General features: G+C 61.6%; 23 protein-coding genes. 13 read left to right on the top strand and 10 right to left on the bottom strand.

Going from position 1 to position 20,992, the window contains the following annotated elements; translation table 11 throughout:
- Positions 1–5: 5 nt before the first annotated feature.
- From metW to ACP7C6_RS16890, 5 genes are read left to right on the top strand one after another with little or no spacing between them, the layout of a single operon-like run.
- The gene (metW, locus tag ACP7C6_RS16870) at positions 6–626 is read left to right on the top strand and encodes a methionine biosynthesis protein MetW (protein ID WP_010207236.1); all 621 of its coding nucleotides are present in this window, start codon (positions 6–8) and stop codon (positions 624–626) included.
- A gap of 21 nt (positions 627–647) precedes the next feature.
- Entirely contained in the window at positions 648–1,082 is a 435-nt protein-coding gene (locus tag ACP7C6_RS16875; protein ID WP_028618309.1) for a DUF4426 domain-containing protein, read from the top strand.
- A complete protein-coding gene (rdgB, locus tag ACP7C6_RS16880; RefSeq protein ID WP_426109010.1) occupies positions 1,079–1,675 on the top strand; it encodes an RdgB/HAM1 family non-canonical purine NTP pyrophosphatase in 597 nt (198 codons plus the stop codon). The genes ACP7C6_RS16875 and rdgB overlap by 4 nt, the downstream gene beginning before the upstream one ends.
- Positions 1,672–2,874: a radical SAM family heme chaperone HemW gene (hemW, locus tag ACP7C6_RS16885; RefSeq protein ID WP_426109011.1), complete on the top strand. Its 1,203-nt coding sequence runs from the start codon at positions 1,672–1,674 to the stop codon at positions 2,872–2,874. The genes rdgB and hemW overlap by 4 nt, the downstream gene beginning before the upstream one ends.
- 19 nt (positions 2,875–2,893) lie before the next feature.
- Complete coding sequence (locus ACP7C6_RS16890) at positions 2,894–3,217, top strand: DUF3392 domain-containing protein (protein ID WP_015886351.1); 324 nt, start codon at positions 2,894–2,896, stop codon at positions 3,215–3,217.
- Between the two features lie 207 nt (positions 3,218–3,424).
- On the opposite strand, the gene trmB is transcribed toward ACP7C6_RS16890, so the two are convergent.
- The 4 genes from trmB to ACP7C6_RS16910 form a co-directional block, all read right to left on the bottom strand.
- Positions 3,425–4,150, bottom strand: a complete 726-nt coding sequence (gene trmB / locus ACP7C6_RS16895; protein WP_028618312.1) for a tRNA (guanosine(46)-N7)-methyltransferase TrmB — start codon at positions 4,148–4,150, stop codon at positions 3,425–3,427.
- Positions 4,151–4,159: 9 nt separating this feature from the next.
- Positions 4,160–4,954, bottom strand: a complete 795-nt coding sequence (locus ACP7C6_RS16900) for a thiazole synthase (protein WP_015886353.1) — start codon at positions 4,952–4,954, stop codon at positions 4,160–4,162.
- Between the two features lie 52 nt (positions 4,955–5,006).
- Positions 5,007–5,207: a sulfur carrier protein ThiS gene (gene thiS, locus ACP7C6_RS16905; RefSeq protein ID WP_028618313.1), complete on the bottom strand. Its 201-nt coding sequence runs from the start codon at positions 5,205–5,207 to the stop codon at positions 5,007–5,009.
- Between the two features lie 71 nt (positions 5,208–5,278).
- On the bottom strand, positions 5,279–5,656 hold the full coding sequence (locus tag ACP7C6_RS16910) for a DUF423 domain-containing protein (protein ID WP_016976028.1): 378 nt from the start codon (positions 5,654–5,656) through the stop codon (positions 5,279–5,281).
- A gap of 74 nt (positions 5,657–5,730) precedes the next feature.
- On the opposite strand from ACP7C6_RS16910, the gene mtgA reads away from it, so the two are divergent.
- Entirely contained in the window at positions 5,731–6,453 is a 723-nt protein-coding gene (mtgA, locus tag ACP7C6_RS16915; protein WP_426109012.1) for a monofunctional biosynthetic peptidoglycan transglycosylase, read from the top strand.
- Positions 6,454–6,646: 193 nt separating this feature from the next.
- On the opposite strand, the gene rpoH is transcribed toward mtgA, so the two are convergent.
- The 4 genes from rpoH to ftsY form a co-directional block, all read right to left on the bottom strand.
- Positions 6,647–7,501 carry an RNA polymerase sigma factor RpoH gene (gene rpoH, locus ACP7C6_RS16920; protein ID WP_003176698.1) on the bottom strand — a complete coding sequence of 285 codons (855 nt, stop codon included), beginning with the start codon at positions 7,499–7,501 and terminating at the stop codon, positions 6,647–6,649.
- A gap of 129 nt (positions 7,502–7,630) precedes the next feature.
- Positions 7,631–8,656: a permease-like cell division protein FtsX gene (ftsX, locus tag ACP7C6_RS16925; RefSeq protein WP_028618314.1), complete on the bottom strand. Its 1,026-nt coding sequence runs from the start codon at positions 8,654–8,656 to the stop codon at positions 7,631–7,633.
- Complete coding sequence (gene ftsE / locus ACP7C6_RS16930; protein ID WP_003234627.1) at positions 8,653–9,324, bottom strand: cell division ATP-binding protein FtsE; 672 nt, start codon at positions 9,322–9,324, stop codon at positions 8,653–8,655. Before ftsE ends, ftsX begins: the two co-directional genes overlap by 4 nt.
- Positions 9,321–10,661 carry a signal recognition particle-docking protein FtsY gene (ftsY, locus tag ACP7C6_RS16935; protein ID WP_122815005.1) on the bottom strand — a complete coding sequence of 447 codons (1,341 nt, stop codon included), beginning with the start codon at positions 10,659–10,661 and terminating at the stop codon, positions 9,321–9,323. The genes ftsE and ftsY overlap by 4 nt, the downstream gene beginning before the upstream one ends.
- A 231-nt stretch (positions 10,662–10,892) precedes the next feature.
- Here ftsY and ACP7C6_RS16940 point away from each other — a divergent pair, with 231 nt between their 5' ends.
- From ACP7C6_RS16940 to ACP7C6_RS16955, 4 genes are all read left to right on the top strand, one after another.
- Positions 10,893–12,248 (top strand): M16 family metallopeptidase, encoded by a 1,356-nt coding sequence (locus ACP7C6_RS16940; RefSeq protein ID WP_311893584.1) that lies wholly within the window; start codon positions 10,893–10,895, stop codon positions 12,246–12,248.
- Positions 12,241–13,731, top strand: a complete 1,491-nt coding sequence (locus tag ACP7C6_RS16945; RefSeq protein ID WP_426109013.1) for a M16 family metallopeptidase — start codon at positions 12,241–12,243, stop codon at positions 13,729–13,731. The genes ACP7C6_RS16940 and ACP7C6_RS16945 overlap by 8 nt, the downstream gene beginning before the upstream one ends.
- Positions 13,731–14,339: a 16S rRNA (guanine(966)-N(2))-methyltransferase RsmD gene (gene rsmD / locus ACP7C6_RS16950; protein ID WP_016976022.1), complete on the top strand. Its 609-nt coding sequence runs from the start codon at positions 13,731–13,733 to the stop codon at positions 14,337–14,339. The genes ACP7C6_RS16945 and rsmD overlap by 1 nt, the downstream gene beginning before the upstream one ends.
- Positions 14,340–14,549: 210 nt before the next feature.
- Positions 14,550–15,554: a hydrolase gene (locus ACP7C6_RS16955; protein WP_426109014.1), complete on the top strand. Its 1,005-nt coding sequence runs from the start codon at positions 14,550–14,552 to the stop codon at positions 15,552–15,554.
- Between the two features lie 33 nt (positions 15,555–15,587).
- Here ACP7C6_RS16955 and ACP7C6_RS16960 read toward each other — a convergent pair whose 3' ends face one another.
- Positions 15,588–16,442, bottom strand: coding sequence for a sulfurtransferase (locus ACP7C6_RS16960; protein ID WP_426109015.1), 855 nt, complete (start codon positions 16,440–16,442; stop codon positions 15,588–15,590).
- A 34-nt stretch (positions 16,443–16,476) separates the two neighbouring features.
- The gene (locus tag ACP7C6_RS16965) at positions 16,477–17,148 is read right to left on the bottom strand and encodes a TetR/AcrR family transcriptional regulator (RefSeq protein WP_016976019.1); all 672 of its coding nucleotides are present in this window, start codon (positions 17,146–17,148) and stop codon (positions 16,477–16,479) included.
- A gap of 144 nt (positions 17,149–17,292) precedes the next feature.
- On the opposite strand from ACP7C6_RS16965, the gene ACP7C6_RS16970 reads away from it, so the two are divergent.
- Genes ACP7C6_RS16970 through ACP7C6_RS16980 form a run of 3 tightly spaced genes read left to right on the top strand, consistent with a single transcriptional unit; the run spans position 17,293 to position 20,928 of the window.
- Positions 17,293–18,720: a coniferyl aldehyde dehydrogenase gene (locus tag ACP7C6_RS16970; protein ID WP_122686908.1), complete on the top strand. Its 1,428-nt coding sequence runs from the start codon at positions 17,293–17,295 to the stop codon at positions 18,718–18,720.
- A gap of 28 nt (positions 18,721–18,748) precedes the next feature.
- Positions 18,749–19,294, top strand: a complete 546-nt coding sequence (locus ACP7C6_RS16975) for a hypothetical protein (protein ID WP_028618322.1) — start codon at positions 18,749–18,751, stop codon at positions 19,292–19,294.
- Between the two features lie 38 nt (positions 19,295–19,332).
- Positions 19,333–20,928, top strand: coding sequence for a GMC family oxidoreductase (locus ACP7C6_RS16980; RefSeq protein WP_028618323.1), 1,596 nt, complete (start codon positions 19,333–19,335; stop codon positions 20,926–20,928).
- Positions 20,929–20,992 lie beyond the last annotated feature (64 nt).

Below are 20,992 nucleotides of genomic sequence, written 5' to 3' on the forward strand. Positions count from 1 at the left end.
ACGCCATGAGAGCCGACCTGGAAATCATCCAAGAATGGATCCCCGCCGGCAGCCGCGTGCTCGACCTGGGCTGCGGCGATGGCGAACTGCTGAGCTGGCTGCGCGACAACAAGCAAGTCACCGGCTACGGCCTGGAAAACGACCCGGACAACATCGCCCAGTGCGTGGCCAAGGGCATCAACGTGATCGAACAGGACCTGGACAAGGGCCTGGGCAACTTTGCCAGCAACAGCTTCGACATCGTGGTGATGACCCAGGCACTGCAAGCCGTGCACTACCCGGACCGCATCCTCGACGAAATGCTGCGCGTCGGCCGCCAGTGCATCATCACCTTCCCCAACTTCGGCCACTGGCGCTGCCGCTGGTACCTGGCCACCAAGGGCCGCATGCCGGTGTCGGACTTCCTGCCCTATACCTGGTACAACACGCCGAACATCCACTTCTGCACCTTCGAAGACTTCGAAGCCTTGTGTGGCGAGCGTGAAGCCAAGGTGATCAACCGCCTTGCCGTCGATCAACAGCACCGCCACGGCTGGGCGAGTAAACTATGGCCCAACCTGTTGGGCGAAATTGGTATTTACCGGGTCAGCAGTCCTGGCCTGACCGACCACAAGATTGCCGTCTAATCATCTTCAAGAGGGACGCTCATGAGTCGTTTGGCTATTTTTCTATTGACCGCCTGCCTGGGCGCCAGCGCCGTGGCCGCAGACGCAATAGACGCTAACCGCAAGAAAGACTTCGGTGACATCACCGTGCACTACAACACGTTCACCTCCAGCTTCCTGCAACCGGAAACTGCCCAGGCAGTCGGCGTGGTACGCAGCAAGGAGAAGGGCCTGATCAACGTAACCGTGATCAAGGGCGTAACCCCGGTGGCCGCGCAAGTCACCGGCACCATCAAGGACCTGGGCGGCAAGAGTGAAGTCCTGACCTTCAAGCAAATCAACGAGAAAGGCGGCGTCAATTATCTCGCGCCCTACTCCGTGACCCAGCGGGAATACAAGACGTTTACCATCAATGTTGAAACCGGCGGCAAAGCCCATAGCTTCCAATTCAACCAAGAACTCTTCCCGGCCGAATGATGAAACTCACCCAACTCGTACTCGCCAGCCATAACGCCGGCAAACTCAAAGAACTGCAGGCGATGCTCGGTGACTCCGTGCAGCTGCGCTCGATTGGCGAATTCAGCCAGGTGGAGCCGGAAGAGACCGGCCTGTCGTTCGTCGAGAACGCCATCCTCAAGGCGCGCAACGCCGCACGCATCTCCGGCCTGCCGGCACTGGCGGATGACTCTGGGCTGGCGGTGGACTTCCTCGGCGGCGCCCCTGGCATCTACTCGGCGCGTTATGCCGACGGCAAGGGCGACGCGGCCAACAACGCCAAGCTGCTGGACGCGCTCAAGGACGTGCCGGACGCCGAGCGCGGCGCGCAGTTCGTCTGCGTGCTGGCCCTGGTGCGCCACGCCGACGACCCGCTGCCGATCCTGTGTGAAGGCCTGTGGCACGGGCGCATCCTGCATGCGGCCAGTGGCGAACATGGCTTTGGCTATGACCCGCTGTTCTGGGTGCCGGAGCGCAATGTCTCCAGCGCCGAACTGAGCCCGGCCGACAAGAACCAGATCAGCCACCGTGCTCGCGCAATGGATTTGCTGCGCCAACGCCTGAGCCTTCAATGACCCAGAACACCTCTGCGCAGCCGCTGATCCACGGCGGCGCGCAAACACCTCGGGCGGCCTTGCCGGTACTGCCGCCCCTGGCGCTGTATATCCACATCCCGTGGTGTGTGCGCAAATGCCCTTATTGCGACTTCAACTCCCACACCGCCAGCAAGGTGCTGCCGGAAGAGGAGTATGTGGATGCACTGCTGGCCGACCTCGATCAGGACCTGCACGCCGTGTACGGTCGCGAGCTGAGTTCGATCTTCTTTGGCGGGGGTACGCCGAGCCTGTTCAGCGACGCCGCATTGGGCCGCCTGCTCAAGGGTGTGGAAGCGCGCATCCCGTTTGCCAGTGATATCGAAATCACCCTGGAAGCCAACCCAGGGACCTTCGAACAAGAGAAGTTCGTCGCCTATCGCAAGCTGGGGATCAACCGCCTGTCCATCGGCATCCAGAGCTTCCAGCAGGAAAAGCTTGAGGCCCTCGGCCGTATCCACAATGGCGACGAAGCCGTGCGTGCCGCTGACATGGCGCGCCAGGCCGGGTTCGATAACTTCAACCTGGACTTGATGCACGGTTTGCCCGATCAGTCCCTGGACGATGCCCTGAGCGACTTACGCCAGGCCATCGCGCTGAAGCCGACGCATCTGTCCTGGTATCAACTTACGCTGGAGCCGAACACCGTGTTCTGGAACCAGCCACCCGCGCTGCCGGAAGACGACACGCTGTGGGATATCCAGGAAGCCGGCCAGGCGCTGCTCGCTGAACACGGTTACGCGCAGTATGAAGTGTCGGCCTACGCCCAACCCGGACGCCCGGCGCGGCATAACCTGAACTACTGGAGCTTCGGCGACTTTATCGGCATTGGCGCCGGAGCCCACGGCAAGCTCAGCCACCCCGACGGGCGCATCGTACGCACCTGGAAGACCCGAGCACCGAAGGACTACCTCAACCCGGCCAAAAGCTTTCAGGCCGGCGCGAAAGAACTGACCAACGAAGAACTGCCGTTCGAGTTTCTGATGAACGCGTTGCGCCTCACCGATGGCGTCGAGGCCAAGCTTTACGCCGAGCGTACCGGCCTGGAACTGGCGAGCCTGGATGAAGGCCGCCGCGAGGCAGAACAAAGTGGCTTAATGCAGGTCGAACCGTCACGCCTGGCGGCGACCGACCGTGGGCAACTCTTTCTCAATGACCTGTTGCAGAAGTTTTTGAGCTGACCGCTCTTAAGGAAATCGAATGGATTTGGTACTCGACCTGCTCGCCACCGTATCCCGCTGGAGCCGCAGCAACCTGTCAGAAATCTCCCTGGCCCTCGTCGGCTGCCTGCTGGTGCTGTTTGGCGCTGATATTAAAGGCTGGGTGGAAGCGCGCTTGGGCAGCATCGCCGGCGCGTTGCGCGTACCGTTGATGGCGCTGGTGTGCATGATCGGCAGCGGCGCCGCGTTGATCTACGCCACGCCGTGGATTGTGCGGGGGTTGAGCCAGTTCAATAACTACAGCCTGGCGCCGGTGTTGATCGTGGTGCTTGTATTGATTGGCGTCGTCGCAGACCGCCGCTGATCCCAAACCCAACACAGATACAAATGTGGGAGCGGGCTTTTGTGGTGAGCGGGCTTGCCCCGCGCTGGGTGGCGAAGCCGCCCCGAACCCATCACCTCGGCTCATCTGGTACTGCGCGGAGGTCTTATTGGGGCCGCTTCGCAGCCCAGCGCGGGGCAAGCCCGCTCACCACAACAAGCCCGCTCCCACATTTTTGACCGCGTACTGTCAGTCAACCTTCTCGAACTTCAAATCCCACACCCCATGCCCCAACCGCTCACCACGGCGTTCAAACTTGGTGATCGGACGCTCAGCCGGGCGTGGCACGCATTTGCCGTCTTCGGCGATGTTGCGGTAGCCAGGGGCGACGTTCATCACTTCCAGCATGTATTCCGCATACGGCTCCCAGTCGGTGGCCATATGCAGGATGCCGCCAACCTTAAGCTTGCTGCGTACCAGTTCCGCAAAGGAGGCCTGGACGATACGGCGCTTGTGGTGACGGGCTTTGTGCCATGGATCGGGGAAGAACAACATCAGGCGGTCAAGGCTGTTGTCGGCGATGCAGCGGTTGAGCACTTCAATCGCATCACAATCGTAGACCCGCAGGTTGGTCAGGCCCTGGGTGAGTACACCGTTGAGCAGCGCGCCGACGCCTGGGCGGTGCACTTCCACACCGATGAAGTCCTGGTCCGGGGCGGCGGCGGCCATTTCCAGCAGGGAGTGGCCCATGCCGAAGCCGATTTCCAGGGAGCGCGGGGCCGAACGGCCGAACACCTGGTCGTAGTCCACCGGCGCGTCGGCCAGGGGCAACACGAACAGCGGCGTACCTTGCTCCAGGCCCTTTTGCTGGCCTTCGGTCATGCGGCCGGCGCGCATCACAAAACTCTTGATGCGGCGGTGCTTGGACTCGTCGCCTTCTTCTACAGTGTTCGGCGTTTCGTTTGATTCAGTCATCAATGGCTCTTACTTGATCAGACCATCCAGCGGCGAGGAGGCGCTGGCGTAGAGTTTTTTCGGCATGCGACCGGCGAGGTAGGCCAGGCGGCCCGCGACGATGGCGTGGTTCATGGCTTCGGCCATCATGATTGGCTGCTGGGCGTGGGCGATGGCGGAGTTCATCAGCACCGCGTCGCAGCCCAGCTCCATGGCGATGGTTGCGTCTGAGGCTGTGCCTACACCCGCATCCACTAGCACCGGGATCTTGGCTTCTTCCAGGATGATCTGCAGGTTGTACGGATTGCAGATACCCAAGCCGGAACCGATCAGGCCGGCCAACGGCATGACGGCGATGCAGCCGATTTCCGCCAGTTGGCGCGCGATGATCGGGTCATCGCTGGTGTAGACCATCACGTCGAAACCTTCCTTGACCAGGGTTTCGGCGGCCTTGAGGGTTTCAATCACATTGGGAAACAGGGTTTTCTGGTCGGCCAGCACTTCCAGCTTCACCAGGTTATGGCCGTCGAGCAGCTCACGGGCCAGGCGACAGGTACGCACGGCCTCGATGGCGTCGTAGCAACCGGCGGTGTTGGGCAGGAAGGTGTAGCGGTCCGGCGACAGCACTTCGAGCAGGTTCGGCTCGCCTTCGATCTGGCCGAGGTTGGTGCGGCGCACGGCGAAGGTAACGATCTCGGCGCCCGACGCTTCGATGGCCAGGCGGGTTTCTTCCATGTCGCGGTACTTGCCGGTGCCGACCAGCAGACGGGACTGGTAGGTACGACCGGCCAGGACGAAGGGCTTGTCGCTACGAACGATGCTCATGGGAAATCCTCGAAATGGGGTGAGGTTCTGCAGAATTCAGGAAGCTGCGCGACTAACCGCCGCCGATGGCGTGGACCACTTCGACCTGGTCACCCTCGGTGAGCGTGGTCTCGGCGTGCTGGCTACGCGGGACGATATCCAGATTGAGTTCCACTGCAACACGACGTCCGGTCAAGTCCAGACGGGTCAGCAGGGCCGCAACGGTTTCACCGTCGGGTAGTTCAAAGGATTCGCCGTTCAACTGAATGCGCATGCCACGGGCCGCCATCGTTTTTAGGGGCCCGCATTCTAGCCCGATTGAGGTTGCCGGCCCAAGCCCCTTGGTCAGGCGGCCTGCAAGCGCCACGCCGCCAGACCGAGGAAAAACCAACCTAAAAGGAACGCTAGCCCGCCAAACGGCGTAATGATGCCTAGCTTGCTGATCCCGGTCAGGGTCAGCACATACAGGCTGCCGGAGAACAGCAGGATGCCGACGGTAAACGAGATGCCCGCCCAGCTGACCAACCGGCCAGGAATATGCGCCGCCAGCAACGCCACGCCGAACAGCGCCAGGGTATGGACCAGTTGGTAGGTCACGCCGGTATGGAAGATCGCCAGGTACTCGGCGCTCAAGCGGTTTTTCAGGCCATGGGCGGCGAACGCACCGAGGGCCACGCCGGTGAAGCCGAAAAAGGCCGCCAACATCAGAAAGCCACGCAACATGAGGAACTCCAGTCAGACTCAAAGGGCCGGGTCTGTATAATGGCCCGCTCAACGGGTTCGGCCAAGCCATCTCTATGCTGCGTCTCCTCTTCAAACGCTTTCTCACCCTAGTGAAATGGTTTGCCATCGGCAGTGTGCTGCTGGTGCTGCTGTTTCGTGTCGTCCCGCCGCCGTTCACCGCGCTGATGGTGGAACGCAAGGTTGAATCCTGGTTCGACAGCGAACCCATTGACCTGCAGCGCAGTTGGGTGCCGTGGGATGAGATCTCCGACGACCTCAAAGTGGCGGTAATGGCGGGTGAAGACCAGCGCTTCCCGCAGCATTGGGGGTTTGACTTCGGCGCGATCCAGGCGGCGATCCTGCACAACGAGCGCGGTGGCTCGATTCGCGGCGCCAGTACGTTGAGCCAGCAGGTGTCGAAGAACCTGTTCCTGTGGGCCGGCCGTAGTTATTTGCGCAAAGGCCTGGAAGCCTGGTTTACCGGGCTGATTGAGGCGTTGTGGCCCAAGCAGCGGATTCTTGAGGTGTACCTCAACAGCGTCGAGTGGGATGAAGGCGTGTTCGGCGCGGAAGCGGCGGCGCGGCATCACTTTGGGGTGAGTGCCAAGGGGTTATCGCGACAGCAGGCCAGCTATTTGGCTGCTGTACTGCCTAACCCGAGGGTGTGGAGTGCCAGTCACCCGACGGCGTATGTGGCGAGGCGAGCGGCTTGGATTCGCCAGCAGATGAGCCAGTTGGGTGGGGATGGGTATCTGGTTGAGCTGAACAACTCACGCAAAGCACCCTGGTCCGACTGACACCCCGCGGTTCCTGTGGGAGCTGGCTTGCCTGCGATAACGGTGGGTCGGTCAACAGTTGTTTTGGCTGACACGGCCTCATCGCAGGCAAGCCAGCTCCCACATTAAATCGAGTTGACCTGAGACTCTTTGAGCACAAACAAAAATGCCCCGATCTTCCGATCGGGGCATTTTTTTATCTTTTCGCAGCGTTTTAGGCGGCGATCGACAACTTAAGCTTGTTCATCGCGCTTTTCTCAAGCTGACGAATTCGCTCGGCCGACACGTTGTACTTCTGTGCCAGGTCGTGCAGCGTGGCTTTTTCTTCCGCCAGCCAGCGCTGGTAGAGGATGTCACGGCTGCGGTCGTCGAGCACTTCCAGCGCTTCGTGCAGGTTGTGGTTGGAGTTGTCGCTCCAGTCCGCATCCTCCAGTTGACGCGCCGGGTCGTACCGGTGGTCTTCCAGGTAGTTGGCCGGCGATTGGAAGGCGCTGTCGTCGTCCGCTTCAGCAGCGGGGTCGAAGGCCATGTCATGGCCGGTCAGGCGGCTTTCCATCTCGCGCACTTCACGCGGTTCCACACCGAGGCTTTCGGCCACGCGGTGGACTTCCTCGTTGTTCAGCCACGCCAAGCGTTTTTTCTGGCTGCGCAGGTTGAAGAACAGCTTGCGCTGGGCCTTGGTGGTCGCCACTTTCACGATGCGCCAGTTGCGCAGGATGAACTCGTGGATTTCCGCCTTGATCCAGTGCACAGCAAACGACACCAGACGCACACCCATTTCCGGGTTGAAGCGTTTCACAGCCTTCATCAGGCCGACGTTGCCTTCCTGGATCAGGTCAGCCTGGGCCAGGCCGTAGCCGCTGTAGCTACGGGCGATATGTACGACAAAACGCAGGTGGGCGAGCACCATCTGCCGAGCCGCCCCCAAATCCTGCTCATAGTAGAGACTCTCGGCCAGTTCACGCTCCTGCTCAGGCGTCAGCAATGGAATGCTGTTGACCGTGTGCACATAGGCTTCCAGGTTCGCACCCGGGACCAAGGCATAAGCAGGTTGCAAAGAAGTGGTCATACGAAAAAACCTCCGACTCACATAACTCGTGCAGTGAAGCACTGCGAAAATTGACCGGGAACCGTAGGACAAGTTCCCTAAACCACCAATACGGTCAATACAAACGAAACCACATTAATCTGACATTAACTACTTCGGTGCCAACTCGCGTAAATGACGAGCGACCGCAATCCACGCACCGATATACCCCAACAATACCGCGCCAAGCAAGAGACTCAGACCATCGGCTACCGGAACGCCGGCCAGCGCGAAATCACTGCCGTAGAGTCCGGCCAGCCCGACCACCGCGTCGTTCAGCCAGTCCAGGCCGAATGCCAGCACGCCCCAGGACAAAACCCCGGCACCAAAGCCATAAAGCGCGCCCATGTACAGAAAAGGACGACGCACATAGCTGTCCGTGCCGCCGACCAGTTTAATCACTTCTATCTCGGTGCGACGGTTTTCAATATGAAGACGAATGGTATTACCTATCACCAAAAGTAATGCAGACACCAACAGCACCGTCAAACCGAACACAAACCGGTCGCCCAGCTTGAGGATCGCCGCAAGGCGCTCTACCCAGACTAGATCAAGTTGCGCCTGCTGCACCTTGGGCATCTCTGCGAGTTTTTGTCGCAGGGCTTCCAGCGCCGGCTTGTCGACTTCATTCGGCGTCACCAGTACCACGCCCGGCAGCGGGTTCTGCGGCAGCTCTTTAAGCGCCTCGCCCAGGCCGGATTGTTGCTGGAACTCTTCAAGGGCCTGGTCGCGGCTGATGTACTCGGCATCCGCCACACCGGGGATGTTCTTGATGTCGTCGCGCAACGCTTCGCCGTCTTTGGCGCTGGCGTCGATGTTCAGGTACAGCGAGATCTGCGCCGCGCGCTGCCAGGAACCGCCGAGGCGCTCCACATTATTCAGCAGCAACGACAAACCCATCGGCAGGCTCAGGGCCACCGCCATCACCAGGCAGGTGAAAAAGCTGCCAATCGGCTGCTTGCCCAAGCGGCGCAGGCTGTCGACCAGGCTGGCGCGATGGCTTTCGATCCAGGCGCGCAGCAAGGTGCTGAAGTCCGGGCCGTCGTCATCATGATCGTGTTTTTTCTTCTGCGGTTGCGGGTCGGCCGGTTTCGGCGCCACGCGCTCGGAGACTTTAGGGCTGCGTGTCGCACTCATACGCCGGCCTCCCCGTCACCGATCAGGCGGCCGCGCTGCAGGGTCAGCATGCGATGGCGCATGCGGGCGATCAGCGCCAAGTCGTGACTGGCGATCAGCACGCTGGTGCCCAGGCGGTTGATGTCTTCGAACACGCCCATGATCTCGGCCGCCAGGCGCGGGTCGAGGTTACCGGTAGGTTCGTCCGCCAGCAGCAAGGCCGGGCGGTGGACGATGGCGCGGGCGATGCCAACGCGCTGTTGCTGGCCGGTGGAGAGGTCGCCGGGGTACAGGTCGGTCTTGTCCGACAGCGCCACGCGCTCCAAGGCCGAATCCACGCGCTTGACGATCTCGGCCTTGGACAGCCCGAGGATCTGCAACGGCAGCGCCACGTTGTTGAACACGGTGCGATCAAACAGCAGTTGGTGATTCTGGAACACCACGCCGATCTGCCGGCGCAGGAACGGGATCTGCGCATTGCTGATGGTTGCCAGGTCCTGCCCGGCCAGCAGCAGTTTGCCGGTGGTCGGGCGCTCCATGGCCAGCAGCAGGCGCAACAGGGTACTTTTGCCGGCGCCGGAGTGGCCGGTTACAAACAGAAACTCGCCGCGACGCACCCGAAAGCTCAGCTCATGCAAGCCCACATGCCCGTTGGCATAGCGTTTACCGACCTGCTCGAATCGAATCATGAACGCTCCCGCTCGGCAAACAGTGCCTGTACAAAGGGTTCGGCTTCAAAGGTGCGCAGGTCGTCGATGCCTTCACCGACGCCGATATAACGAATCGGCAACCCGAACTGTTTGGCCAGGGCGAAGATCACGCCGCCCTTGGCCGTGCCGTCGAGCTTAGTCAATGCCAGGCCGGTCAGTTGCACCGTCTGGTTGAATTGCTTGGCCTGGCTGATAGCGTTCTGGCCCGTACCGGCGTCCAGCACCAACAGGACCTCGTGCGGGGCGTCTGCGTCGAGCTTGCCGATCACGCGGCGAACCTTTTTCAGCTCTTCCATCAAATTGTCTTTGGTGTGCAGGCGACCGGCGGTATCGGCGATCAGCACATCAATGTTGCGGGCCTTGGCGGCTTGCACGGCATCGAAGATCACCGAGGCGGAATCGGCGCCAGTGTGCTGGGCGATGACCGGGATTTTGTTGCGCTCGCCCCAGACCTGCAGTTGTTCAACTGCGGCGGCACGGAAGGTGTCACCCGCCGCCAGCATGACCTTCTTGCCTTCGGACTGCAGCTTTTTGGCCAGCTTGCCGATGGTGGTGGTCTTGCCGGCGCCGTTGACGCCCACCACCAGGATCACGAATGGCTTGTTCGGGGTGATCACCAGCGGTGCTTCCACCGGCTTTAACATCGCCGCCAGTTCGGCCTGCAGGGATTTGTACAGCGCGTCGGCATCAGTCAGTTGCTTGCGCGCGACCTTCTGGGTGAGGCTCTGGATTATCACGGCGGTGGCTTCGACGCCAACGTCGGCGGTGAGCAGGCGGGTTTCGATGTCTTCCAGCAGTTCGTCATCGATGACTTTTTTGCCGAGGAACAGGCTGGCCATGCCTTCGCCAATGCTGGCACTGGTCTTGCTCAGGCCTTGCTTGAGGCGGGCAAAGAAGCCGGTCTTGTTGGTTTCGACGGCAGCCACTACGGGTTCTGGCTCGATAACCGCAGGCGCAGCGACCTCGACCACAGCCGGAATGGGCGGAGTCACGTGCTCAGCCTGCACATCCTCAACCAGTGCCACGGGCTCTTCGGCCACCGGCAGTTCCGGCCACGCCTTGTGTTCTGGCTCTGGCTCTGGCTCTGGCTCAGCTTCGACCACCGGCTGCAACACCGGCTCGGCCATCGTCAACACCACCGGCTCCGGGGTTTCGGCAACCGGCTCGGCTTCTACTATTGGCTCAGGGATAGGTTCAGGCTGAACCGGCGGCTGCTCGTCGACGGTTTCCTGCGGCTTTTTGCGCAGCCATCCGAACAGGCCTTTTTTCTCGCCAGCCGCAGCTGGGGTCTTCTTGTCGTCGTTGGAACCAAACATGGAGACGGCTATCTCAAGGTAGCGACGCGCCAGTAGGCGCGTCGGTAAATAAAATTCGATGCGTAACAGACTGTTTTTTAGCCAGCTCGTTCATGCGCAACATTTTGAAGGCCAAAATAGGGCCTCAACAAGACAGCCGCAGTGGCCGTCACTCAGTCGGATCAGTATCCTAGCACCTCCTCGCCCGCCGACGCTAAGACCAAGCGGGCAGCCCAACAGGTTTAAAAACGAATGAATGCTCTAGCCCGCCGCGCCGCAGGCCTGCTGTTCAGCACAGTTTGTCTGCCTCTTTCAGCCTTGGCTGCCGACCCACAACCCACCCACGAATTCACCCTGGACAACGGCCTCAAGGTCGTCGTGCGCGAAGATCATCGTGCGCCCGTGGTGGTTTCCCAGGTCTGGTACAAGGTCGGTTCGAGCTACGAAACCCCGGGCCAGACCGGTTTGTCCCACGCCCTGGAGCACATGATGTTCAAGGGCAGCGCCAAGGTCGGCCCCGGCGAAGCCTCGCTGATCCTGCGCGACCTGGGCGCCGAAGAGAACGCTTTCACCAGCGATGACTACACCGCTTACTACCAAGTGCTGGCCCGTGATCGCCTGGGCGTGGCCTTCGAGCTGGAAGCCGACCGCATGGCCAGCCTGCGCCTGCCGGCCGACGAGTTCAGTCGCGAAATCGAGGTCATCAAAGAGGAGCGCCGCCTGCGCACCGACGATAACCCGATGTCCAAGGCCTACGAGCGCTTCAAGGCCATGGCCTTCCCGGCCAGCGGCTACCACACGCCGACCATCGGCTGGATGGCCGACTTGGAACGCATGAAGGTCGAAGAGCTGCGCCACTGGTACCAATCCTGGTACGTGCCGAACAATGCCACGTTGGTGGTGGTCGGCGACGTCACGCCGGACGAAGTGAAAAACCTGGCCCAGCGCTACTTTGGCCCAATTCCCAAGCGTGACGTGCCACCGGCCAAGATCCCGATGGAATTGGCCGAGCCCGGCGAGCGCCTGCTGACCATGAAAGTGCAGACCCAACTGCCGAGCGTGATCCTGGGCTTCAATGTGCCAAGCCTGGCCACCGCCGAAGACAAACGCTCGGTACAGGCCCTGCGCCTGATCTCGGCTTTGCTGGACGGCGGTTACAGTGCACGGATCTCCGAGCAGTTGGAACGCGGTGAAGAGCTGGTTTCCGCTGCCTCCACCAACTACGACGCCTACACCCGTGGCGACACCCTGTTCATGCTGACCGCCACCCCCAACCAGCAGAAGAAAAAGACCGTCGCCCAAGCCGAAGCCGGCCTGTGGCGCCTGCTGGAAGAGCTGAAGGCCAAGCCGCCGACCGCCGAAGAACTGGAACGCATCCGCGCCCAGGTGATTGCGGGCCTGGTCTACCAGCGTGACTCCATTACCAGCCAGGCCACAGCCATTGGCTCCCTGGAGACCGTGGGCCTGTCCTGGAAACTGATGGACACGGAACTGGCCGACCTGCAAAGCGTGACCCCGGAAGATATCCAGAAAGCCGCGCGCACCTATTTCACCCGCGAACGTCTCAGCGTCGCCCATGTCTTGCCTCTGGAGACCGCTCATGAGTGATCGCAAAAGCAGCCGCCTGATCTTCCCCGGCCTGATCGTCGTCACCCTGATCGCCGCCAGCGCCGTGTATTTCCTGCGCCCGAGTGACTCCGTCGCCAGCCCGGCACTGGAAAAAGCCCAGTCGAGCAACAAGCTGCAATCCCTGGCAGAGCTGGACGACAAGGCACCGACCAACCGCAAGCTCGACGTACAAACCTGGAACACTGCCGAAGGCGCCAAGGTGCTGTTCGTCGAAGCCCATGAACTGCCGATGTTCGACGTGCGCATCCTGTTCGCCGCCGGCAGCAGCCAGGACGGCAACGTGCCGGGCCTCGCGCTGATGACCAACGCCATGCTCAACGAAGGCGTGCCGGGCAAGGATGTAAGCCAGATCGCCCGTGACTTCGAGGGCCTGGGCGCAGATTTTGGCAACGGCGCGTACCGCGACATGGCGCTGGTGTCCCTGCGCAGCCTCAGCGACAGCGATAAACGTGACGCCGCCCTGAGCCTGTTTGACCAGGTGATCGGCAAGCCGACCTTCCCCGCCGATTCCCTGGCGCGGATCAAGAACCAGATCCTCGCCGGCTTCGAGTACCAGAAGCAGAACCCCGGCAAGCTGGCGAGTCTGGAGCTGTTCAAGCGCTTGTACGGCGATCACCCTTACGCACACCCGAGCGAAGGCACGCCAGAAAGCGTTCCGAAGATTACCCTGGCGCAGTTACAGGCATTCCACGCCAAAGGCTATGCGGCCGGCAACGCGGTGATCGCGGTGGTGGGCGACCTGACCCGCGCCGAGGCCGAAGCCATGACGGGCAAGATTTCCGCCTCGCTGCCTAAAGGCCCGGCCTTGCCGAAAATCGCCCAACCGACCGAACCCAAGCCAGGCTTGGACCGCATCGAATTCCCTTCCAAGCAGACGCACCTGTTGTTCGCGCAACTGGGCATCGACCGCGCAGACCCGGACTATGCAGCCCTGTCCCTGGGTAACCAGATCCTCGGCGGCGGTGGTTTTGGCACCCGACTGATGAGCGAAGTGCGTGAAAAACGCGGCCTCACCTACGGTGTGTACTCCGGCTTTTCACCGATGCAGGTACGCGGCCCATTCATGATCCAGCTGCAGACCCGCGCCGAAATGAGCGGCGGCACCCTGCGCCTGGTGGAAGACGTGGTGAAGGACTACCTCGACAATGGCCCGACGCAAAAGGAACTGGATGACGCCAAGCGTGAGCTGGCCGGCAGCTTCCCGCTGTCCACCGCGAGCAACGCCGATATCGTCGGGCAGCTGGGTGCGATGGGTTTCTACAACCTGCCGCTGACCTATCTGGAAGATTTCATGAAACAATCCCAGGCCCTGACCGTAGAGCAGGTCAAGGCTGCCATGAACAAACACTTGAGCGCCGACAAGATGGTCATCGTGACCGCCGGCCCGACGATTGCGCAAAAGCCACTACCGCCCCCCACTGATAAACCCGCCGAGCAGCCGCTCGGGGTTCCGGAGCATTAATGGCCAGTTCATCTCGCCCGAAAAAACCTGTCCACAACGTGCATAACGGTGTGGGCCAACTGCGCATCATTGGCGGCGAATGGCGCAGCCGCAAGCTGAGTTTCCCCGACGTCGTAGGCCTGCGCCCGACGCCGGACCGCGTACGTGAAACCCTGTTCAACTGGCTCGCGCCCTACATCGCCGGTGCCAAAGTGCTGGATCCGTTTGCCGGCAGTGGCGCGTTGTTCCTGGAGGCGCTGTCCCGTGGCGCCGCCCTGGGCCAGGCGCTGGACGCCAGCAACGTGGCCGTTTCCAGCCTCAAGGAACACCTTGGCACCCTGCGTTGCACCACCGGCCAGGTCCAGACCGCCGACGCCCTGCGCTACCTGGAAACCCAGCCGGCCAGCCAGTTCGACGTGGTGTTCCTCGACCCACCGTTCAACCAGAACCTGCTGCCGACCGTGTGCACGCTGCTGGAAGAGCGCCAATGGCTGGCGCCGGATGCGTGGATCTACACTGAGAGCGAGACCGCGCCTTCGACCCTGGGCCTGCCGGCAGGCTGGCGCCTGCACCGGGAACAGAAGTCCGGGCGGGTGTATTACGCGTTGTGGCATCGCAGCGTCGCCTGATCCCCGGTTGTGGCAGCAGGGCTTGTGTTGTGATGAGCAGGTTTGTTGTGGTGAGCGGGCTTGCCCCGCGCTGGGCTGCGAAGCGGCCCCAGTAAACACACCGCGCACTGTCAGTTAAAACTCACCGCCAGGATTCAGGGCCGCTTCGCGCCCCAGCGCGGGGCAAGCCCGCTCACCACAACAAGCCCGCTCGCCACAGCAGAGAGTTTCATGAAACCTTCCGTCGACCTGTTCACCCCCGCCTTCGGCCTCGGCAACCCCCACCTGCAAACACTGTGGGGGCCGTTGTGGCGTCCCACCACCCACATCGAACGCCAACGCGAACGCCTTTGGCTGGACGACGGCGACTTCCTCGACCTCGATTGGCACGGCCCTCATGACGCGCAAGCGCCGTTGGTGCTGGTGCTGCACGGGCTGACCGGCTCATCCAACTCGCCCTACGTGGCCGGCCTGCAAAAATCCCTGGCTGCGCAAGGCTGGGCCAGCGCTGCGTTGAACTGGCGTGGCTGCTCGGGCGAACCGAATCTGTTGGCGCGCAGCTATCACTCGGGCGCCAGCGAAGACCTCGCGGCAGCGATCGCCCATCTGCACGCCAAGCGCCCGTTGGCGCCGCTGTATGCAGTGGGTTATTCGCTGGGCGGCAATGTGCTGCTCAAGCATCTGGGTGAAACCGGCGCGGCATCGGGACTGCAAGGCGCGGCGGCGGTGTCGGTGCCGTTTCGCCTGGACCAATGTGCGGACCGCATTGGCCTGGGCTTCTCGCGGGTTTATCAGAGGCATTTCATGCGTGAGATGCTGGCGTATATCCGCGTCAAGCAGAGCCGTTTTCTGCAAGATGGTCGGGCAGACGGGCTCAAAACCCTGGAAGCCTTGGGCTCACTGGAGAAGATGCGTACGTTCTGGGATTTCGATGGCCGGGTGACTGCGCCGCTCCACGGGTTTCTGAGTGCCGAGGACTATTACCGCCGCGCGTCGAGCCGTTATTACCTGGGCGATATCCGCACGCCCACCCTGATCATCCAGGCTGCCGATGACCCGTTTGTGTTCGCCCACAGCCTGCCTGAGACGAGCGAATTGTCGGCATGCACGGAGTTTGAGCTGCTGGCCAAGGGTGGGCATGTCGGTTTTGTCGATGGTTCTCTCAAACAGCCGAGCTATTACCTGGAACGACGGATTCCCGCCTGGCTGCTGACGCAAACCAAGCCACGCCTGTAGGAGCCGGCAAGCCGGGCTCCTACGGGGGTGTGCTCAGTCGCCGGTAGCGATTGCCCGCGCAGGATCGGTAATCCACTCGCTCCACGACCCCGCATACAACTTGCCCAACGGATAACCCGCCAGGCTCAGGGCGAACAGGTTGTGGCACGCCGTCACGCCAGAACCGCAATACGCCACCAGCTCATCCGGCGAGCGGCCTTGCAGTTGGGCGGCGAAACGCTGCTTGAGCTGTTCAGCCGGAAGGAAGCGGCCATCGGCGCCCAGGTTTTCGTTGAAGGCCGCACATTGCGCGCCAGGGATGTGCCCGGCGATCGGGTCGATCGGCTCCACTTCGCCGCGAAAACGTGCTTGAGCGCGGGCGTCGATCAGGGTCAGACCCGACTGGGCCAAGCGTTTTTGCAGGTGTTCGGCGTCCACCAGCAGGCGGTTGTCCGGCGTACCGGCGAACGTCCCAGGCTCAACCGGCGGCGCGTCCAGGCTCAGCGGGAAACCGGCGGAGTGCCAGGCCTTGAGGCCGCCATCCAGGATAAACACGCCATCGCGCTTGCCCAGCCAGGCCAGCAGCCACCAGGCGCGGGCGGCATAGGCGCCGGGGCCGTCGTCATACAGCACAATATCGGTATCTGCGCTGATGCCCCAGGCCCGCAATTGCTGAACCAAGGTGTCCGCCGCCGGCAATGGGTGACGTCCAGTGACGCCCTTGGTCACCGGGCCACTAAGGTGTCGCTCCAGGTCGGCGTATTGCGCGCCTTCGATATGACCTTCGGCATAGCTGCAACGCCCGTAGTCCGGGTCTTCCAAGGCAAAACGGCAATCCAGGATCACCACCCCGCCGGCCTTCTGGCGCTCGGCCAGTTGCTGGGGGCTGATCAGTTGGGCAAGCGGCATGACGGACTCCTAATGAACAGATTCGGGAAAGGTCCTACTTCACTTCTTCCAATGCCTGATTCAACGGCACGTAAAATTCTTTGAACAAGGCATCTACCGCCTCTTTGGCCTGGGGCGTGACAAACCCAGCCTCCAGCACCAGCACCTGATACACCCCGCGCTTGATCGCCTCGGCGCTTAAATGGGCAGAGTTTTCATTGGTGGTGCACAGGAAACGCACCCAGGAGGTGAGGATGATCCAGGCATTGAGGGTCAGTGCTTCGGTTTGCACCGGGTCCATATTGAGGATGCCGGCGTCGACAAACCCTTGGTAAATAGCCCCGCCCTGGGTCAAGCAACGCTGGGAGAAGCGCCGATAGCCGGTGGCCAGTTCCGGGTCGCTTTCCAGCAGGTGTTCGAGGTCGCGGTGCAGGAAACGGTAGCGCCACATGCCGGCCAACACGGCCTGCAGGTAGAAACGCTTGTCTTCGACAGTAACGGCGCGACCTTGGGGCGGGCGCAGGAAACTATCGACCAGCGCTTCATATTCGCGAAACAGCACGGCGATGATCGCCTGCTTGTTGGGGAAGTGGTAGTACAGGTTGCCCGGCGAAATTTCCATATGGGCGGCAATGTGGTTGGTGCTCACGCTGCGCTCGCCCTGCTGGTTAAAAAGCTCCAGGCTGGTTTGCACAATGCGCTCGCTGGTCTTTACTCGTGGTGCCATAGGGGATCAGCTTCTGTACACGTGATGGGGCATCTTACGGCCTAATCTTGCGAGGATAAATCCGCAACTGCGTAATGACATTTGACAATTTAGAGCAATGACTCTAAAAATCCAGGCAGGCCTATAACAATCGGGAACGCCGCCATGTCTGCCAACGTTGCCTACCTGCAAGATTCCCAGGCGCTGGACCAGCTCCAGAGCCTGTTCGATACCCAGCGCCGTGCCTACACCGCCAACCCGATGCCGCCAGCCGCACAACGCCAGCAATGGCTCAAGGCCCTGCGTGACCTGCTCAGCGATGAGCGTCAGGCGCTGATCAACGCGATCAGCCAGGACTTCAGCCACCGCAGTGCGGACGAAACCCTGTTCGCTGAACTGATGCCCAGCCTGCACGGCATTCACTACGCCAGCAAACACCTCAAGGGTTGGATGAAACCTTCCCGTCGCGCCGTAGGCATTGCCTTCCAGCCCGCGTCAGCCAAAGTCATCTATCAACCCCTGGGCGTGGTCGGCGTGATCGTGCCCTGGAACTATCCGTTGTACCTGGCTATCGGCCCGTTGGTCGGCGCATTGGCGGCGGGTAACCGGGTGATGCTCAAGCTCAGCGAATCGACACCCGCCACCGGCGAGCTGCTCAAGGCGCTGCTGGCGAAGATCTTCCCCGAGGACCTGGTGTGCGTGGTGCTGGGTGAGGCCGAAGTGGGCATGGCGTTCTCCAAGCTGCCCTTCGATCACCTGCTGTTTACCGGCGCCACCAGCATTGGCAAGCACGTGATGCGTGCGGCAGCCGAACACTTGACGCCGGTCACCCTGGAATTGGGTGGCAAGTCGCCCGCCATCGTGTCCGCCGATGTGCCGCTCAAGGACGCCGCCGAGCGCATCGCCTTCGGAAAAGCGCTGAACGCTGGGCAAACCTGCGTGGCACCCGACTACGTGCTGGTGCCGGAGGATCGCGTCGAAGGTTTTGTCGAGGCCTATACCCAAGCCGTTCGTGGGTTTTATCCGACCCTGGTCGACAACCCGGACTACACGGCCATCATCAACGAACGACAACTTGCCCGGCTCAACGCCTACGTCAAGGACGCCACCGACAAAGGCGCCACCCTGATTCCGCTATACGACCAAGGCCAGGCGCGGCGCATGGCCCATAGCCTTTTGCTGAATGTCAGCGACGACATGACCGTGATGCAGGACGAAATCTTCGGCCCGGTGCTGCCGATCGTGCCCTATCGCGGCATCGACCAAGCCTTTGCCTACATCAACCAACGCCCTCGCCCACTGGCCCTGTATTACTTCGGCTACAACAAGGGCGAGCAGGATCGTGTGCTCCACGAAACCCATTCCGGCGGCGTCTGCCTGAACGACACCTTGCTGCATGTGGCCCAGGACGACATGCCGTTCGGCGGCATCGGCCCGTCGGGCATGGGCCATTACCACGGCCACGAAGGCTTCCTCACCTTCAGCAAAGCCAAAGGCGTGCTGGTGAAACAGCGCCTGAACGCGGCGAAGTTGATCTATCCGCCTTACGGCAAATCGATCCAGAAGTTGATCCAGAAGCTGTTCGTCCGCTGAAACCGCCACCCACGGGATAACAATAACAATGAACCCTAGCCTGACTGAAACACCCGCGCTGTCGCGGCGCGGCGTCCTGAAAATCGGCCTGTGTGCCAGCGCCTTCCTGGCTACCGCCGGGCTGGGTGCCAGTCTCAGCGGTTGCTCCAGCAGCACGCCGGCCAGCGGTTTCGTGATGTTGCGTAGCAGTGATCTACCGTTCCTGCGTGCCGTGATCCCGGTGCTGCTGGAAGGTGTGGCCAGTGCCCAGGCAGTTGCCAGCGGCGTTGAAGACACCCTCAAGAAACTCGACTTCAGCCTGCAACACCTGTCGCCGGAGATGTTCAAGCTCACCCAGCAACTGTTCGACGTGCTGGGCATGGCCATCACCCGTGGCCCGCTGACCGGGATCTGGGGCAGTTGGGAAAACGCCAGCGGCGAGCAAATCCGCAACTTTCTGCAGCGCTGGGAAAACAGCTACCTCAACCTGCTGCGCATGGGCCAGGGCTCGCTGCTCAAGCTGGTGATCATGGCCTGGTACTTCCAGCCGGCGTCCTGGGCCCATTGCGGCTACCCCGGGCCGCCGAAAATTTGAATCGCCTCCCCCCACAATAAAAATTAGAGACGACCCTGATGCCCGTACCCGATCCCTTCCGCGACGGCATGGCCCGTGGCTGGAAAACCCACAATGGCGCCGCCCTCGACAACGACCTGACTCTGGAAGCCGATGTGGCGATCATCGGCAGCGGCGCCGGTGGCGGCACCACCGCCGAAATCCTCAGCGCCGCCGGCTACAAAGTACTGCTAATCGAAGAAGGCCCGCTCAAGACCAGCAGCGACTTCAAGCTGTTGGAAGACGAGGCCTACACCAGCCTGTATCAGGAGGGCATCGGCCGCATGAGCAAGGATGGCGCGATCACCATCCTGCAGGGCCGTGCAGTGGGCGGCACGACGCTGATCAACTGGACGTCCAGCTTCCGTACGCCGGACGCCACCCTCAGCCACTGGGCCAGCGAATACGCGGTGAAGGGCCACAGCAGCGCCGAAATGGCGCCGTGGTTCGAAAAGATGGAGCAGCGCTTGGGCATCGCGCCCTGGGCCCTGCCGCCCAACCCCAACAACGATGTGATCCGCAAAGGCTGCGAGAAGCTCGGCTACAGCTGGCACGTGATCCCACGCAACGTGCGTGGTTGCTTCAACCTGGGGTATTGCGGCATGGGTTGCCCGGTCAATGCCAAGCAATCGATGCTGGTGACCACAATCCCGTCCACCCTGGAAAAAGGCGGCGAACTGCTCTACCTGGCCCGCGCCGAACGTCTGCTTTACAGCGGCGACACGATCAGCAGCCTGGAATGCGTGGCCATGGATAACCTGTGCGTGGCGCCGACTGGCCGCAAAATCACAGTGAAGGCCAAGCACTATGTGCTCTCCGGCGGCGGCATCAACAGTCCGGCGCTGCTGATGCGTTCGGATGCGCCCGACCCGCACAAACGGTTGGGCAAACGCACCTTCCTGCACCTGGTGAATTTCTCCGCCGGGTTGTTCGATGAGGTGATCAACCCGTTCTACGGTGCGCCGCAATCGATCTATTCCGACCATTTCCAGTGGCAGGACGGCACCACCGGCAAAATGTCCTACAAGCTGGAGGCACCGCCTCTACATCCTGCGTTGGCCAGCACGTTGCTCGGCGGTTATGGCACTCAGAACGCCTTGGACATGAGCCAATTGCCCAATACCCACGCGATGCTGGCGCTGCTGCGCGATGGTTTCCACCCCGACAGCCCGGGCGGCAGCGTGGAACTGCGCGGTGACGGCACGCCGGTGCTCGACTACCAGGTATCGGATTACGCCTGGGATGGATTGCGCCGTGCGTTCCACAGCATGGCCGAGATCCAGTTCGCCGCGGGCGCCCAGTCGGTCAAGCCGCTGCATCACGATGCGCGCTACGTGAAAACACTGGGCGAAGCCCGAACGATGATCGAGGAGCTCAACCTGGAATTGCACCGCACCTGTCTGGGCAGTGCCCATGTGATGGGCGGTTGTGCCATGGGTGAGGACCCGAAAAATGCAGTCGCCGACAGCCTCGGTCGCCACCACCAGTTGCGCAACCTGTCGATCCACGACGGGTCTTTATTCCCCACCAGCATTGGGGCCAACCCACAATTATCGGTGTACGGTTTAACTGCCCAACTGGCGACAGCTTTGGCCGAACGTCTGAAAACGGCATGAAAAAACGCGCGATTAGCGGTATGTATCTACATAAGTCGACTTGGCCGACCGGGATGGCTGCGAT

It is taken from the genome of Pseudomonas sp. TWR1-1-4, from assembly GCF_049897165.1.
GTDB lineage: Bacteria > Pseudomonadota > Gammaproteobacteria > Pseudomonadales > Pseudomonadaceae > Aquipseudomonas > Aquipseudomonas canadensis.